Source organism: Microbacterium sp. M28, assembly GCF_025836995.1.
In the GTDB taxonomy this organism is placed as follows: Bacteria; Actinomycetota; Actinomycetes; order Actinomycetales; family Microbacteriaceae; genus Microbacterium.
In genome coordinates this window covers 3,281,651-3,294,843 of record NZ_CP107546.1, presented here as the reverse complement: position 1 = coordinate 3,294,843, position 13,193 = coordinate 3,281,651, and the positions used below count along the sequence as shown (strand labels likewise).

Here is a 13,193-nt window from a genome sequence, read left to right as displayed (position 1 = left end):
GAAACGATAGCGTTCGATCATCCGCTGCGTTTCCGCGGCGGGCCTCATCGAAAGGTTCAACATGAACTTCTGGACTTCGTTCTGGGACATCATCTGGTGGTTCGTCTGGGCGTTCGCCTTCATCGCCTACCTGTTCGCGCTGTTCGCCATCATCGGCGATCTCTTCCGCGACCGGAAGCTGAACGGCTGGTGGAAGGCGGTCTGGATACTCTTCCTGATCTTCGTGCCCTTCCTCACCGCGCTGGTCTACCTGATCGCGCGCGGCAACGGCATGGCCGAGCGCAGCGCGGCCGAGGCGCAGCAGGTCAGGCAGGCCACGGACTCGTACATCCAGCAGGTCGCGGGCTCCAGCCCGGCCGAGGAGATCGCCAAGGCGAAGGCGCTGCTCGATTCCGGCGCTATCACGGCTGAGGACTTCGCGCAGCTCAAGGCCAAGGCACTCAGCTGACCCGCTGAACACGACGCACAAGAGGGACGATCCGGTTTCGGATCGTCCCTCTTGTCGTTGTCGCAGGTCAGAAGCTGCCGATGCCCTTGCCGATCATCGAGAACCCGATGACGAGCAGCAGAATGGCCATGATGACCGCGTTCTCCTTGGTCAGCCACGTGCGCAGGGCATCCAGTGCACCGCCGAGTCTGTCGGCGGCGAACAGGTAGCCGACCACCGGGATCAGCACGGTGGATGCCGCGACCAGGGTGTAGATCGCGATCACGCCGATGATCGATCCCGTCGACAGCTCGGCCGCCCCGATGTCGGTACCGGCACCGGCGGCCATGATGAGGTTCTTCGGGTTCAACGCGGAGAGCAGGAACCCGAGTCCGAACGCGCCGAAGAACGACACCTTGTCGATCGCCTTCATCCAACCGGGCAGTTTCGGCTCCTCCCCGGGCTTCGGCCGGCCGCGCCATTGCTTCAGCGCCAGCAGGAACAGCAGAGCGCCCAGGACGAGCTGGATGACGCCCTTGATCGGCTGCGAGGCATCCTCGTCGCCCTCAGGAAGGATCGACGACAGCAGGGTGAAGACGGTGACCGCGAGGATGATGCCGATCAGCCAGCCCAGCAGGAAGCCCACGCTCGTCACCCTCGCCTTGGGAGAGAGGAGCATGAGGATCGCGGCGATGATCGGGATCGGACTGATCGCGACACCCAGCGCGAGGGGGAGGATCTCCCCGATGACGGAGTTCATCAACTGTCCTTCTTCTCGGTACCGGTGAGATCGACGATCGCGGCGCGGTTGGTGGCGTAGAGCTTCTCGCCGGAGAGCAGTTCGAGCTTCTCCAGGCGGTTCCGGGTCTTGGCGCGAACGCGGCTGAAGCCGAGCGTGATGTGTCGATCGGCGAGCCACGTCTTCAGGGCGGCGAACGATTCGGCGCCGGTCACGTCGATGTCGGTGACGGCCTCCATGTCCACGACCACGTGCTTGACCTCACCGTCGCCCGCGGCCGTGACGGCATCCTTGACCGCGGTCGTGAAGACCGCGCCGTTGGCGAAGAACAGCGGTGCCGCCATCCGGACGACGATGACGCCCGGTGCCGTGACGGTGCCTTCCGGCGCATCCTCCAGCAGTGATTCGCCCGGGTCGCCGGACGACTCCAGGACGTCGATGGCCGGGTTCGCCGCACGCTTGGCGATGTTGATCAGCGCCAGCACGAAGGCGACGAGGATGCCGGGGATCGACCCGACGAACAGGGTCACGAGGAAGCAGATGGCCCCGATGAGGAACTCGAAGCGGTCGGCCTTCCACAGCTCGATGAACTCGCGGATGCCGAGCAGAGGGATGACGGCGACGCCGACGATCGCCCCGATCACGGGGGAGGGGATGTCGGCGAGCAGCTCGGTGCCGAACAGGAGCAGCAGCAGCGTGCCGACCGCGAGGACGAGGGAAGGAAGCTGCGTGCGCGAGCCGGCCTGATCCATCGCGGCGGTGCGGGAGGTCGATGAGCCCACCGAGAAGCTGCCCTGCGCGCCGGCCGCGATGTTCGCGACGCCGAACGCCATCAGGTCGCGGTTCGCGCGGAACGGGTAGCCGTGCTTCTCGGAGTACGAGCGCGAGACCAGCAGCCCCTCGGCGGTGGTGACCATCGTCAGCGCGATCGCTGACGGGATCAGCGCCGCCCAGGTCACCCAGTCCAGCATCGGCCAGGTCAGCGCAGGCGCGCCCGCCGGCACTTCGCCGAGCACGGCGACGCCCTTCTGATCGAGACCTGCCGCGACGACGACGACCGTCGCGAGCACGAGGACCACCAGCGCCCAGGGCACGGCCCTCAGATAGACGCGTCCCACGAGCAGGATGGCCACCGAGACGACGGAGATCAGCAGAGACCAGCTGTTGAGCGTGCCGAGGCCCGTGACCAGGTCGGTCAGCTTCTCGATGAATTCGCCACCCGATTCGATCTTGACGCCGAGCATCTTGGCGACCTGGCTGACCATGATGTCCAGCGCGAGTCCGCCGACGAAGCCGACGAGGATCGGTTTGGAGAGGAAGTTGGCGAGGAAGCCGAGCTTGAACACCGCGAGCAGGATGAACATGATCCCGCAGATGATCGCCTGCGCCAGGGCGAGCGTCGCGTAGTCCGCGCTGCCGGCGGCGGCCAGCCCGCCGACGGACGAGGCGACCAGGGCGGCGGCCGCGGCATCCGGCGAGGCCACCACCTGGCGCGACGAGACGACGAGCGCGTAGATGATCGTCGGGACGATCAGAGCGTAGAGCCCGGCGGTGGGCGGCAGGCCGGCGATCTGCGCGTATCCGATGTTCAGGGGGATCGCGATGGCGAGAAGGGTGACGCCGGCGGTCAGCTCTGTTGCCAGGTTCTTCGTCGTGAGGCCGGCCAAAGGACGCTGCATCGTGGATCCTCTCGTTCGTCCTGTCCCACATTGGCACCTGCGGGCATCTCGCGGCCAGCGGCTGGCCGGAAGATCACGCGGGGAGGATGAGGATCACCGCGTCCGGATGGCCTGCTTCAAGCGGGTGCGCACATCGAACAGCTCGTTGCCGCCGACGATCCGCGCCCCTGGCACTCCAGCCCGCAGGACCGTGCGCAACGCACTGCGCCGCACGGCGATCACCGGGAGCTTCCCGACGATGCCGAGCGGCGTGAGCGGCTGGACGACGTCGCCGTCCGGCAGGACCACGATCGCGCCGCCGAAGCGCACGCGGGCGGCGCGCGAGACCGCGCGCATCCGTGCGAGCAGTTCGCCGACCGGCATCCGATCGCCGGCCTCGGGCCCGGTGATCTCTTCACGGCGGAAGCCGACCGGGCCGCCGAAATCCTCCGAGACCAGGCCGTAGAGTCCTGTCGGACTCAGCACGACGTGGTCGAGCGTCTCGTCTCCCGGACCGGCGACGACGTCGTGCCAGACCGTGAAGCCGATGCCGAGGTCGTCCATCGTGCGTGCGGTGTCCTCCTCCGCGAGGGCATCGGCGAGCAGGCGCCGCAGCTCCCAGGTGGCCGTCCGGACGAACGCCGGCGAATAGGGGTCCGCGACCTCCTGCCCGGTCCACTCGCGCACCAGCGCCAGGTAGCGCTCCCGACGCCAGGACCCGGCCCGGCCGTAGGATGCCGTCCGCGGACGCGTCCCCGACCTGGTCGCGTCGGTGCGACCGCCCCACTGCAGGCGCTCGCCGTCGTCGTGGCCGCGCTCGTACGCCAGGCGTGCTTCGGCGGTGCCGATCAGCTCCCACGCGTGCTGGACCTGGATGAACGCCGCGGCATCCCCGCCGGTATCCGGGTGCGTCTCGCGCAGCCGCAGGCGATAGGCGCGGCGCAGGGTGTCCTCGTCGACGTCCGGGGCGACGCCGAGCACCTCGTACGCCGAGGCTGAGAGAGGGCTGTCGAACACCGGTTCAGGCTATCGTCGCCCCGCGGGTGTGTCGGCCGGCTTCGGAGACTCTGGCGTGATTCGTGAGACGTGGCCTGCGGGGTGATACTTGGCCAGGTCAGCCAAGTCTCACCCCGCAAAGTAAGTCTCGCGGGTGGATCAGGATGCCGGGGGCACCGGATGGTCATCCAGGACGAGCTGCAGGAACGCGAGGTCGAGCCATGCGCCGAACTTCGTGCCGACCTGCGGCAGCAGGCCCGTCTGGACGAATCCGTGCTTCTCATGCAGTCGGATCGATCCGGCGTTGCGGCTCTCGATCGCGGCGATCATCACATGCACGCCGTGTGCGCGTGCGCGGTCGATCAGGGCCGTCATCAGCTCGTTTCCGATGCCGCGACCCTGATGGTCGGGGTGGACGTAGACGGAGAGCTCGACCGTGTGGCGGTACCCGCTGCGGGCGCGCCACGGACCGAACGTCGAGTATCCGACCACTCCTGAATCGTCGACGGCGACGAGCACAGGGAAGCCCTGACCGGTCCGCTCGGCGAGCCATGCGGCACGATCGGCCACGTCGACGGTCTGCTCGTCCCAGACCGCCGTGGTGTTGGCGACGGCCTCGTTGTGGATCTCGGTGATCGTCGGAAGATCGGCTGTCTCGGCATCCCTGATTTGCACGGTGTCGACGGTATCAGCGCCCGCACCGGGCGCGCGTACGCTGGAAGCAGGGCGACTCGGGACCAAAACCGAACGGTTCGTCGTTGTCCTCTGTGGACGCACCTCGCGTCAGAGAAGGAGTGCCACTCATGACCGACACCGGAACCATCACCCGCACCCCCGGAACCGAGACCGCCGTCCTCGCCGGCGGCTGCTTCTGGGGCATGGAGGACCTGATCCGTCGTCAGCCCGGCGTGCTCGACACCCGCGTCGGATACACCGGCGGCGAGAACGACCACGCCACCTACCGCAATCACCCCGGTCACGCCGAGGCCGTCGAGATCGTGTTCGACCCGACGAAGACGACGTACCGCGACATCCTGGCGTTCTTCTTCCAGATCCACGACCCGTCCACGCTGAACCGTCAGGGCAACGACGTCGGGTCCAGCTATCGGTCCGCGATCTTCCCGCTCTCGCCGGAGCAGGAGCAGGTCGCGCGCGACACGATCGCCGACGTCGACGCGTCCGGACTGTGGCCGGGCAAGGCCGTCACCACGATCGAGCCGGAGGGCCCGTTCTGGGAGGCCGAGCCGGAGCACCAGGACTACCTGCTGCGCATCCCCAACGGGTACACCTGTCACTTCCCACGGGCAGGCTGGGTGCTGCCGCGCCGCGAGAACGCCTGACCGTACGCCCGCGAGACTTGGTTTGTGCGGTGAGGCCCCGCCACTCCAGCCAAGTCTCGTCCCGCAGAACAAGTCTCGCGGGTACGGGTACGCGTGCGCTGCGGATCAAGCGTGGACGTCCGCCGGCGATTCCCCGCCCTCGGTGAAGGTCGGCTCCTTGCCCAGCATCCGACCGATCAGCAGCACGATCCCGACGATCACGAGCCCGAGGATCAGGCCGGCGATCGCGGACATCAGGGTGTCTCCGAACCACACGACGAAGCCTCCGAGCGGCTCGAGCAGGTGCTCGACGCCGTGCACGAAGTCCGTGATCGCGGTCAGACCGACCGCGCCGAGGTTCGCCAGCACGAGGTGGCCGCCGACCCAGAGCATCGCGACCGTGCCGACCACCGAGATCACGCGGAACACCGCGGGCATCGACCGGACGATCCGCGTGCCGGTGTGCCGTACGCGACGGTCCGAGTTCTTCGCCATCTTCAGTCCGATGTCGTCGATCTTGACCAGCAGCGCCACGGCGCCGTAGACGATTCCCGTCATCAGCAGGGCGATCACCGCGAGGATGCCGAGGGTCATCCAGATGCTCAGACCCGATTCGAGGTTCGCCAGCGAGATGAGCATGATCTCGGTGGACAGGATCAGGTCGGTGCGGACGGCGCCGAACACGAGCTTCTTCTCGTCGCGGGCGCCCTCGTCGGCATGGCCGTGGTGGAACCCGAACCACTCGAGGACCTTCTCGGAACCCTCGAAGCACAGGTACGTGCCGCCGATGATGAGCAGGTAGGGCAGCACCCACGGGGCGAACGCGGTCAGCAGCAGCGCGATCGGGATGATGATCACGAACTTGTTGACGAGCGATCCGAGCGCGATCTTCAGCACGACGGGCAGCTCGCGTGCCGGCGTGATGCCCTGCACGTACTGCGGGGTGACGGCGGCGTCGTCGATCACGACACCTGCCGCCTTGGACGACGCCTTCAGCGCCGCGCTGAGGATGTCATCGACGACGGCGAGCAGACCAACCGACATGGGACCCCCTGAGTGTGCTGTCGGGTTGCAACTCTAGCGGGCGGGCGTCGCCGTCTCGCTCGACGGGTGCCTCAGCATCCGCCAGGCCGTCGCACCCATCCCCGCCGTCAGCACCGCGAGGATGCCGAGACCGAACGGAACCCCGGCGACCGTGGCGACGCCGCCCACGACCAGCGGACCCGCCGCGTCGCCCAGTTCGCGGCCGAGCTCGGCGCTGCCCATCGTGCGGCCCATCCGGTCGGGCGGCGTCGAAGCGGCGAGGTGGGCGAAGGCGAGCGGGGTGACGACGCCGAGCATGAGACCGATGCCGACCGCGGCGACGAACAGCGTGATGACGTTCGGCGCCAGCGCCAGCAGGACGAGCGCGACGGCGGCGATGGCGAGCCCGGCTGCGGTGCCGCTTCCCGTGTGCAGGCGGCCGCGATCGCGGGCGTTGCCGGTGAGCGGCTGCACGACGGCGGAGGCCAGCGCGAGCAACGCGACGGCCGCCGCGCCCACCAGCGGGTGGAGTCCGAGCCGGACCGCCAGCAGCGGCAGGAAGCCGACGGCGACACCGAGGATCGCCGTGCTCGTGGCGAGCGTCAGCGTCGGGATGAGGAACGACCGGTCGATGAGTTGCGCTGCCAGGTCTCGCACGGTCGCCCTCTTCTTCGGCAGCGGGGCCAGGTGCGGCACCCCGACGGCGACGGCGATCGCGGCGACCAGCGCGAGGATCACGAGCACGCCGTAGACGGCTTGCAGCCCGAACGCGTAGGCGAGCCAGATGCCGAGGATCGGACCGAGCATGTAGCCCATGCTCTTCCAGGCGCCGTAGCGGCCGAAGTACCGCCCGAGCAGCTCGTCGCCCGCGAGCCGCGCGACGGCCGCGGACGACGAGGGCGAGAACGCCGACGCCGCGGCGCCCTGCCCGAGCCGGACGAGCGCGAGTGCCAGAGGGCTGGCGAAGAACAGCGCGACGGCGGATGCCGCGGCGAACGCGACGAGACCGCCGAGGATCACCGGCTTCACGCCGATCCGGTCGCTGAGCACGCCGAAGACCGGTTTGAGGAACACCTCGGCGACGTCGTACAGCGCGAGGACAGCACCGAACGTCAGCAGCGACATCCCGATGTCGTCCGATTCCGCACCCAGCACGCTGGCGACGCCGTGCGCTCCGAACGCGGTCGTGAAACCGGCCAGGTACAGCGGCGCGACGGTCAGCCGTCCGCGGGAACTCGTCACCGGGTCAGCGTAGCGGGGCGGCGTCCGACCCCATCCGGATGCATCCGTACGGGAGGGCGCTCGCCCCTCCCCGGACGCATCCGTAACCGGAGGAGAACACGCGAACGGGAGGACCGATTGCCGCGTTGCGGACCTCCCGATCGCGCGTTCTCCTCCGGATCGTACGCCCGCCTTCCGGATGCTGTCAGCTCGCCGCCGCTGAGGGCAGCCGCACGTCGAAGCGGCATCCGTTCGGCTCGTTCGTCGCGCTGATGCGCCCCTGGTGCGCCTCGACGATCCCGCGCACGATCGCGAGTCCGAGGCCTGCGCCGCTGGTACCGCTGATGCCGGAGACCGGTGTGCGGGCATGCGTGCCGCGCCAGCCGGGGTCGAAGATCCGGTCGAGGTCCTCCTCGGCGATGCCGGCGCCGGAGTCGCGGACCGAGAGCATCACGCCGTCGGCATCCTGTGCCGTGGTGATCCGAACCTCGCCGCCGGTCGGCGTGTGCTCCAGCGCGTTCATGAGCAGGTTCGACACCACGCGTGACAGTTCGCGCGGATCTCCGACGAGCGTGTGGTCGGGGCTCGTCCGTTCCACCAGAACGATGCTCTTCGCCTGCGCCACTGGTGCCAGCTCCGCCGCCGCATCGCTGACCAGGTCGTGCAGCGAGAGCGGTTCGAGGGCGAGCACGAGCGTTCCGGAGGAGATCTTCGACAGTTCGAAAAGGTTGTCCACGAGCGAGGTCAGCCGATCGACCTGCAGACGCATCTGATGGTGGAACCGGGCGGTGTCGTCGGCGAGGCCGTCCTCGAGCGCCTCCGTCATCGCCCGCAGCCCGCTCAGCGGGGAGCGCAGGTCGTGCGAGATCCACGCGACGAGCTCCCTGCGGGAGGCGTCGATGGCCTGCACCTCCTCGCGGGCCTGCGCGAGGCGGTGGCTGGTCTCGGCGAGTTCGGTGGCGAGCGCCTCGAACTCGGCGCTCGGCGCCGCCGACGGATGCTGGTCGACGAGCTCTCCTTCTCCCATGGCGTGGGTGAGGCGGCGCAGTTCGTCCCCGGCCCTGGCGATGCGCAGACCCAGCAGCAGCGCGACGCCGACCGAGACGACGGCGGAGACGAGCGTCACGGTCACGACGACGAGGAAGTCGTGCGCCGAGATGTACATCGCGAGCGCGACCGCGAGCACCCCGGCGGCCAGCGACAGCACCGAGGTCAGAACGACGACGAACAGTTGCGCGATGAGCGGGCGTCGGTGCAGGAGCCGCAGCGCGAGCAGACCCAGTGCGCCGACGACCAGCGCGCACGCGAGCGCCATGCCGACGATGGTGAGGAAGTCGGGCAACGGCATGTCAGCCTCCGAGGTCGAGACGGTACCCCACGCCCCAGACGGTGACGAGGATCTGCGGATGTCCGGGGTCGGCTTCGATCTTCTCGCGCAGTCTGCGCATGGTAACCGTCACCGTGGAGAGGTCGCCGAACTCCCAGCCCCACACCGTCCGCAGCAGGGTCTGGCGGTCGAAGGTCTGCCGCGGATGCTTCAGCAGGAACGCGAACAGGTCGAACTCGCGGGCCGAGAGCTCCAGCGGCGTGCCGGACGCCGTCACGATCCGAGCCGAAGGGTCCAGGTGGAAGTCGCCGAGATCGAACGGCGCCTCCGGCGCGAACGCGGCGAGGCTGCGGCGCAGCACCGATTGCACGCGCAGCACGAGCTCGCGCGGCGAGAAGGGCTTGGTCAGGTAGTCGTCCGCACCGGCTTCGAGCCCGTCGATCCGGTCCTCGGGTGCGCCGAGCGCGGTCAGCATGATCACGGGCACCAGCGACGTCGCCCGGATGCGGCGGCACACCTCGACCCCGTCGACACCGGGCAGCATGCGGTCCAGGACGACGAGATCCGGTTGCGTCGTGGCGACGGCATCCAGCCCGGAGAAGGCGTCGGACGCGACGTCGACGAGGAAGCCGGCCGTTCGGAGGTACGTCGCCGCGACTTCGCAGACCATCGGGTCGTCCTCGACGATCAGGACGCGACGGTCGACGAGGTCCCCGGCGGGTTCGGCGGGCGCGGTCGACGTCATGGACCCAGAGTAGGTCGGCGCCCGCGCGAACGGGGGTGGTCAGGGCAGCTCGTCCGCGGTTCGTAAGGGTTTGGGGGCGGCGCAGCGCGCGTGCGGTTCCTACATTCTGGGTATGAGTTCTTCCGTCGACGTGATCCTGCCCTGTCTCGATGAGGCACGGGCGCTTCCGTCATTGCTCGCCGAACTGCCGTCGGGCTATCGCGCGATCGTGGTGGACAACGGCTCCACCGACGGGTCGCCAGAGATCGCCGCCCGCTTCGGGGCGACGGTCGTGACGGCCGCTCAGCGTGGATACGGGTCGGCCGTCCACGCCGGTCTCATGGCGGCGACGGCCCCGATCGTGGCGTTCTGCGACGCGGACGGCTCGTTCGACATGCGCCAGCTCGACCGCGTCGTCGACCCGGTTCGTCGCGGCGAGCAGGATCTCGTGCTGGGTCGGCGCGTCAGCGTCGCCGCGTCGGCCTGGCCGCTGCACGCGCGATTCGCCAATGCGGTGCTGCTCTGGTTCGTGCGTCGTCGGATGCATGTCGACCTCCGGGACCTCGGTCCGATGCGCGCGGCGAACCGCGAGCGACTTCTCCAACTCGGCATCCGGGACCGCCGCAGCGGCTATCCGCTGGAGCTCGTGCTGCGTGCACGCCGCGCCGGATGGCGCATCCACGAGGTGCCCGTCGACTACCGGCCCCGCGTGGGCAGATCCAAGGTCACCGGCACCGTCGTAGGGACGGCTCAGGCCATCGGCGACATGCTCCGGATGCTGCGGAGGTACGCATGAACGACGTCACGGTCATCATCATGGCGAAAGAGTGCGTCCCCGGTCGGGTCAAGACGCGGTTGCATCCGCCGTTCTCGCTCGAGGACGCAGCGTCGATCGCGCGGGCCGCGCTCGATGACACCATCGCGGCGGTGCGCGAGGTCGACGCAGGCCGGGTGCTGTGCGTGCAGGGAGAGCTCGCGCCGGTCGAGGGGTTCGATCAGGTCCCGCAGGCCGCCGGTGATCTCGATGATCGGATCGCCGACGTCCTCGACCGCGTCGCTGGACCCGTGCTGCTCATCGGCATGGACACGCCGCAGGTCGACCCCGAACTGCTCGGCGCGCTGGCGCACCGGTGGCCGCTCGGCGTCGACGCCTGGTTCGGCCCCGCCGCCGACGGCGGGTTCTGGTTGCTGGGGCTGCGCGAAGCTCACGTCGGAGGGAAGCCGAGAGGAGACCTCGTGCGCGGGGTCGCCATGTCACAGGACGACACCGGTGCCGTGCAGCGGGCTCGGCTGGTGGATGCCGGCCTGAGCGTCGCCGATCTGCCGCTGCTCACCGACGTCGACGACCTCACGAGCCTGAGGACCGTCGCCGCCGAACTCGACGGGTCGAGTGCGCTTCTGCGATTGCTCGATGCGCGCCACCGTGACACCGTGCCCACGGCATCCGCGCTCGGGAGTCGAGGAGGTGCGTCATGACGCTTCCGGTCACGACCGCGCCGCACTTCGGCGCCGGAGGCGGCTCGCCCTACGCGACGGCGTTGCGCAGCGGCGGGGGCGTGCTGCGGATGGTCGATCACGACGGTGTGCACGGCGCACCCGTGGAGCTGGCGCGGTTTCTCGCGGCGGCCGACGATGCCGATCGCACCGTGCTGGTGCGCGCGGAGGGGGCGGTGCTCGACATCGGGTGCGGCCCGGGGCGCATGGTGCGCGCCGCCATCGTCGCGGGTCATCTGAGCCTCGGCATCGACGTCGCGGCCGCCGCCGTCGCGCATGCGCACGCACAGGGGCTGCCGGTGCTGCACCGATCGGTGTTCGACCCGGTGCCGCGCGAGGGTGAGTGGGGGACCGCTCTCCTGCTGGACGGGAACGTCGGCATCGGCGGGAACCCGACTCTGCTGCTGGCGCGCTGCGCCGAGCTCGTCCGGCCGGGTGGTCTCGTGTGCGTCGAGGCGCACCCGGATCCGCGCCGAGACCGCGGCTTCCGCGCGACCCTGATCGACCACGAGGGGCGGGCGAGCCTGCCGTTCCCCTGGTACGAGATCGGGCTGAACGGGCTGCGTCGGCGTGCGCAGGATGCCGGGCTGCAGGTCGAGGAGACCTGGTCGCAGGACGAGCGGGTGTTCGCTCTCCTCGTTCGGTGAGGGGGGCCCTTCCCCGATCGTCGGCCCTTCCCCGTTCGTCGAGCGAGGACGGCGGAGCCGCCCGAGTCGGAACGCGGTCGACGCCCTGGGGCGGTCAGTCCGTTTCGTCTCGCTTCGCTCGCTCAACGAGCGAGGGAGAGGATGGCCGCTCAACGAGCGAGGGGCGCGACCGCTTCATCACCGTGATCGCAGGGACGATCACGAAGTCGTGCAGGATCACCGCGGCCGCCAGCCACAGCGCGAGGTTCAGCAGTTGATCGGGTCTTTGCGTGCTCACGAGGAGCCACCCGCTCCAGAGCAGCGCTGAGACGCCGAGAGCGCCGAGGACGATCCGCGCGGCGCGCATCAGATCACCTCGATCGAGGTCAGCCACTTGGTCTGCAGTACCCCGGGGCGCCCGGGGGCGATGATGCGCGCCGGGTAGCCGTGGTCCAGATCCAGGCGCTCGCCGTTGACGTGCAGAGCAACGAGCGTCTTCGCGTCGCGCGTGTACTGCGGCGGCATCGTCGTGGCGGCGAACGCCCCTCGTTGCTGCATGCTCTGCAGGCGCACGGTGGCTTCCGGCGGGGCATCGACGAGATCGAGGAGGTCCGCGAGGCGCACGCCCTGCCAGGTGGCCGTCACCGTCCACCCCTCCACGCACGCGATCGGGAGCTCTTCGCGACGCTGCGGAAGCGCATCGAGTTCGGCGAGGCTGAGATCACGCATGCGGTCACCGCTGATCACGGTGAGCCGCCACTCCGGGTCGGAGGCGAGCGCGGTGACACCTGCCTCGCGCGCCGAGCGGTTGACGGGCAGCGCCTGCGCCGCGGTGATCCGACGCCGGTCGTCGGTCACGCTGAACGGACCGACGGGCAGCACCGCATGCGTGAGCGCCAGCGCACCCATCGCCGCGGATCCGGCGCCGACCCCGATCAGGAAGCGCCGTCGCGACACGGCATCCGGATCACTCATCCGACTCGCCTCCTTCTCGCCAGTGGCGGCGGATCTTCGGCAGCTGTACCGCGATGTGCAGCAGCAGCGCTCCCATCAGCGCCCAGGCCAGCGCGAAATGCGTGCGCCGGAACGAGAACTCCCACGGATACCACTGCAGGACGTTGAGGATGCCGGTCATCGGAAGGACCAGGGCCGTGGCGACCAGCACGCCCACCGACGCGCGCTCGAGCACGCTCACGGGACCGGACACGGGCGGCCACTGGAACAGTCGCGGATACACCACCCACAGCTTGGCGAGCAGCAGAGGCACCAGCATGCTGCCGACGATCACGTGAGCGCCCTGCGTCCACGCGTACAGGTACTCGGGTCGGGCCGGCGCGACGAACCAGCCCACCGGGCTCTGCAGAAAGTGGCTGTACAGCCCGGTGGCGAAGCAGATCAGGAAGGCGATCGCCAGCAGCCGCCCGACGACGACCGTCATCCGGGCGTTGCGCACCGGTGAGGCGAGTGCGCTCTGCACGCGTGCGGCCCGTGGCCGCAGGGCGCGGTCCAGGCGGTCGATCAGCGCGGTGCGGTCCGTCATGGCCTCAGTCTGCGCGGAGGCGCGGCCGTTGCGTGCCCCGATCGTCTTACAGGGTGGTGACGCCGCAGTGGGATGCCGAGCTGTCACGGAGGCGTAAGG

The 13,193-nt window shown here is 69.4% G+C and carries 16 protein-coding genes; 5 read left to right on the top strand and 11 right to left on the bottom strand.

Annotation, left to right across the window (positions count from 1 at the left end):
- The first annotated feature begins 61 nt into the window (after positions 1-61).
- Entirely contained in the window at positions 62-448 is a 387-nt protein-coding gene (locus tag OED01_RS16000) for an SHOCT domain-containing protein (RefSeq protein WP_264156275.1), read from the top strand.
- 67 nt (positions 449-515) lie between these two features.
- Here the strand turns inward: OED01_RS16000 and OED01_RS15995 are convergent, their stop codons facing one another.
- The 4 genes from OED01_RS15995 to OED01_RS15980 form a co-directional block, all read right to left on the bottom strand.
- Positions 516-1,187, bottom strand: a complete 672-nt coding sequence (locus tag OED01_RS15995; RefSeq protein ID WP_264156274.1) for a GAP family protein — start codon at positions 1,185-1,187, stop codon at positions 516-518.
- Entirely contained in the window at positions 1,187-2,845 is a 1,659-nt protein-coding gene (locus OED01_RS15990) for a SulP family inorganic anion transporter (protein WP_264156273.1), read from the bottom strand. Before OED01_RS15990 ends, OED01_RS15995 begins: the two co-directional genes overlap by 1 nt.
- Before the next feature lie 93 nt (positions 2,846-2,938).
- A complete protein-coding gene (locus tag OED01_RS15985; protein WP_264156272.1) occupies positions 2,939-3,841 on the bottom strand; it encodes a DnaJ domain-containing protein in 903 nt (300 codons plus the stop codon).
- A 138-nt stretch (positions 3,842-3,979) separates the two neighbouring features.
- Positions 3,980-4,495, bottom strand: a complete 516-nt coding sequence (locus tag OED01_RS15980; protein WP_264156271.1) for a GNAT family N-acetyltransferase — start codon at positions 4,493-4,495, stop codon at positions 3,980-3,982.
- A gap of 128 nt (positions 4,496-4,623) precedes the next feature.
- Between OED01_RS15980 and msrA the strand changes: the two genes are divergently transcribed.
- Entirely contained in the window at positions 4,624-5,160 is a 537-nt protein-coding gene (gene msrA, locus OED01_RS15975; protein WP_264156270.1) for a peptide-methionine (S)-S-oxide reductase MsrA, read from the top strand.
- Between the two features lie 105 nt (positions 5,161-5,265).
- On the opposite strand, the gene OED01_RS15970 is transcribed toward msrA, so the two are convergent.
- From OED01_RS15970 to OED01_RS15955, 4 genes are all read right to left on the bottom strand, one after another.
- Positions 5,266-6,183 (bottom strand): DUF808 domain-containing protein, encoded by a 918-nt coding sequence (locus OED01_RS15970; protein ID WP_264156269.1) that lies wholly within the window; start codon positions 6,181-6,183, stop codon positions 5,266-5,268.
- A 33-nt stretch (positions 6,184-6,216) separates the two neighbouring features.
- The gene (locus tag OED01_RS15965; RefSeq protein ID WP_264156268.1) at positions 6,217-7,404 is read right to left on the bottom strand and encodes an MFS transporter; all 1,188 of its coding nucleotides are present in this window, start codon (positions 7,402-7,404) and stop codon (positions 6,217-6,219) included.
- Between the two features lie 184 nt (positions 7,405-7,588).
- Complete coding sequence (locus tag OED01_RS15960) at positions 7,589-8,731, bottom strand: sensor histidine kinase (protein WP_264156267.1); 1,143 nt, start codon at positions 8,729-8,731, stop codon at positions 7,589-7,591.
- A gap of 1 nt (position 8,732) precedes the next feature.
- On the bottom strand, positions 8,733-9,455 hold the full coding sequence (locus OED01_RS15955) for a response regulator transcription factor (protein WP_264156266.1): 723 nt from the start codon (positions 9,453-9,455) through the stop codon (positions 8,733-8,735).
- Positions 9,456-9,567: 112 nt separating this feature from the next.
- Between OED01_RS15955 and OED01_RS15950 the strand changes: the two genes are divergently transcribed.
- Genes OED01_RS15950 through OED01_RS15940 form a run of 3 tightly spaced genes read left to right on the top strand, consistent with a single transcriptional unit; the run spans position 9,568 to position 11,575 of the window.
- The gene (locus OED01_RS15950) at positions 9,568-10,230 is read left to right on the top strand and encodes a glycosyltransferase family 2 protein (RefSeq protein ID WP_264156265.1); all 663 of its coding nucleotides are present in this window, start codon (positions 9,568-9,570) and stop codon (positions 10,228-10,230) included.
- On the top strand, positions 10,227-10,910 hold the full coding sequence (locus OED01_RS15945) for a TIGR04282 family arsenosugar biosynthesis glycosyltransferase (RefSeq protein WP_264156264.1): 684 nt from the start codon (positions 10,227-10,229) through the stop codon (positions 10,908-10,910). The genes OED01_RS15950 and OED01_RS15945 overlap by 4 nt, the downstream gene beginning before the upstream one ends.
- On the top strand, positions 10,907-11,575 hold the full coding sequence (locus OED01_RS15940; RefSeq protein WP_264156263.1) for a methyltransferase domain-containing protein: 669 nt from the start codon (positions 10,907-10,909) through the stop codon (positions 11,573-11,575). The genes OED01_RS15945 and OED01_RS15940 overlap by 4 nt, the downstream gene beginning before the upstream one ends.
- A gap of 94 nt (positions 11,576-11,669) precedes the next feature.
- Here OED01_RS15940 and OED01_RS15935 read toward each other — a convergent pair whose 3' ends face one another.
- Genes OED01_RS15935 through OED01_RS15925 form a run of 3 tightly spaced genes read right to left on the bottom strand, consistent with a single transcriptional unit; the run spans position 11,670 to position 13,094 of the window.
- A complete protein-coding gene (locus OED01_RS15935; RefSeq protein WP_264156262.1) occupies positions 11,670-11,921 on the bottom strand; it encodes a hypothetical protein in 252 nt (83 codons plus the stop codon).
- Positions 11,921-12,529 carry a molybdopterin-dependent oxidoreductase gene (locus OED01_RS15930; protein WP_264156261.1) on the bottom strand — a complete coding sequence of 203 codons (609 nt, stop codon included), beginning with the start codon at positions 12,527-12,529 and terminating at the stop codon, positions 11,921-11,923. Before OED01_RS15930 ends, OED01_RS15935 begins: the two co-directional genes overlap by 1 nt.
- Entirely contained in the window at positions 12,522-13,094 is a 573-nt protein-coding gene (locus tag OED01_RS15925) for a cytochrome b/b6 domain-containing protein (RefSeq protein WP_264156260.1), read from the bottom strand. Before OED01_RS15925 ends, OED01_RS15930 begins: the two co-directional genes overlap by 8 nt.
- Positions 13,095-13,193: the final 99 nt, after the last annotated feature.

What these genes read in the sequence shown, in the direction of transcription:
- OED01_RS16000 (WP_264156275.1), top strand. Translation starts at nt 62, where the DNA reads ATGAACTTCTGGACTTCGTTCTGGGACATCATCTGGTGGTTCGTCTGG.
- OED01_RS15995 (WP_264156274.1), bottom strand. Translation starts at nt 1,187, where the DNA reads ATGAACTCCGTCATCGGGGAGATCCTCCCCCTCGCGCTGGGTGTCGCG.
- OED01_RS15990 (WP_264156273.1), bottom strand. Translation starts at nt 2,845, where the DNA reads ATGCAGCGTCCTTTGGCCGGCCTCACGACGAAGAACCTGGCAACAGAG.
- msrA (WP_264156270.1), top strand. Translation starts at nt 4,624, where the DNA reads ATGACCGACACCGGAACCATCACCCGCACCCCCGGAACCGAGACCGCC.
- OED01_RS15970 (WP_264156269.1), bottom strand. Translation starts at nt 6,183, where the DNA reads ATGTCGGTTGGTCTGCTCGCCGTCGTCGATGACATCCTCAGCGCGGCG.
- OED01_RS15960 (WP_264156267.1), bottom strand. Translation starts at nt 8,731, where the DNA reads ATGCCGTTGCCCGACTTCCTCACCATCGTCGGCATGGCGCTCGCGTGC.
- OED01_RS15955 (WP_264156266.1), bottom strand. Translation starts at nt 9,455, where the DNA reads ATGACGTCGACCGCGCCCGCCGAACCCGCCGGGGACCTCGTCGACCGT.
- OED01_RS15950 (WP_264156265.1), top strand. Translation starts at nt 9,568, where the DNA reads ATGAGTTCTTCCGTCGACGTGATCCTGCCCTGTCTCGATGAGGCACGG.
- OED01_RS15945 (WP_264156264.1), top strand. Translation starts at nt 10,227, where the DNA reads ATGAACGACGTCACGGTCATCATCATGGCGAAAGAGTGCGTCCCCGGT.
- OED01_RS15940 (WP_264156263.1), top strand. Translation starts at nt 10,907, where the DNA reads ATGACGCTTCCGGTCACGACCGCGCCGCACTTCGGCGCCGGAGGCGGC.
- OED01_RS15935 (WP_264156262.1), bottom strand. Translation starts at nt 11,921, where the DNA reads ATGCGCGCCGCGCGGATCGTCCTCGGCGCTCTCGGCGTCTCAGCGCTG.
- OED01_RS15930 (WP_264156261.1), bottom strand. Translation starts at nt 12,529, where the DNA reads ATGAGTGATCCGGATGCCGTGTCGCGACGGCGCTTCCTGATCGGGGTC.
- OED01_RS15925 (WP_264156260.1), bottom strand. Translation starts at nt 13,094, where the DNA reads ATGACGGACCGCACCGCGCTGATCGACCGCCTGGACCGCGCCCTGCGG.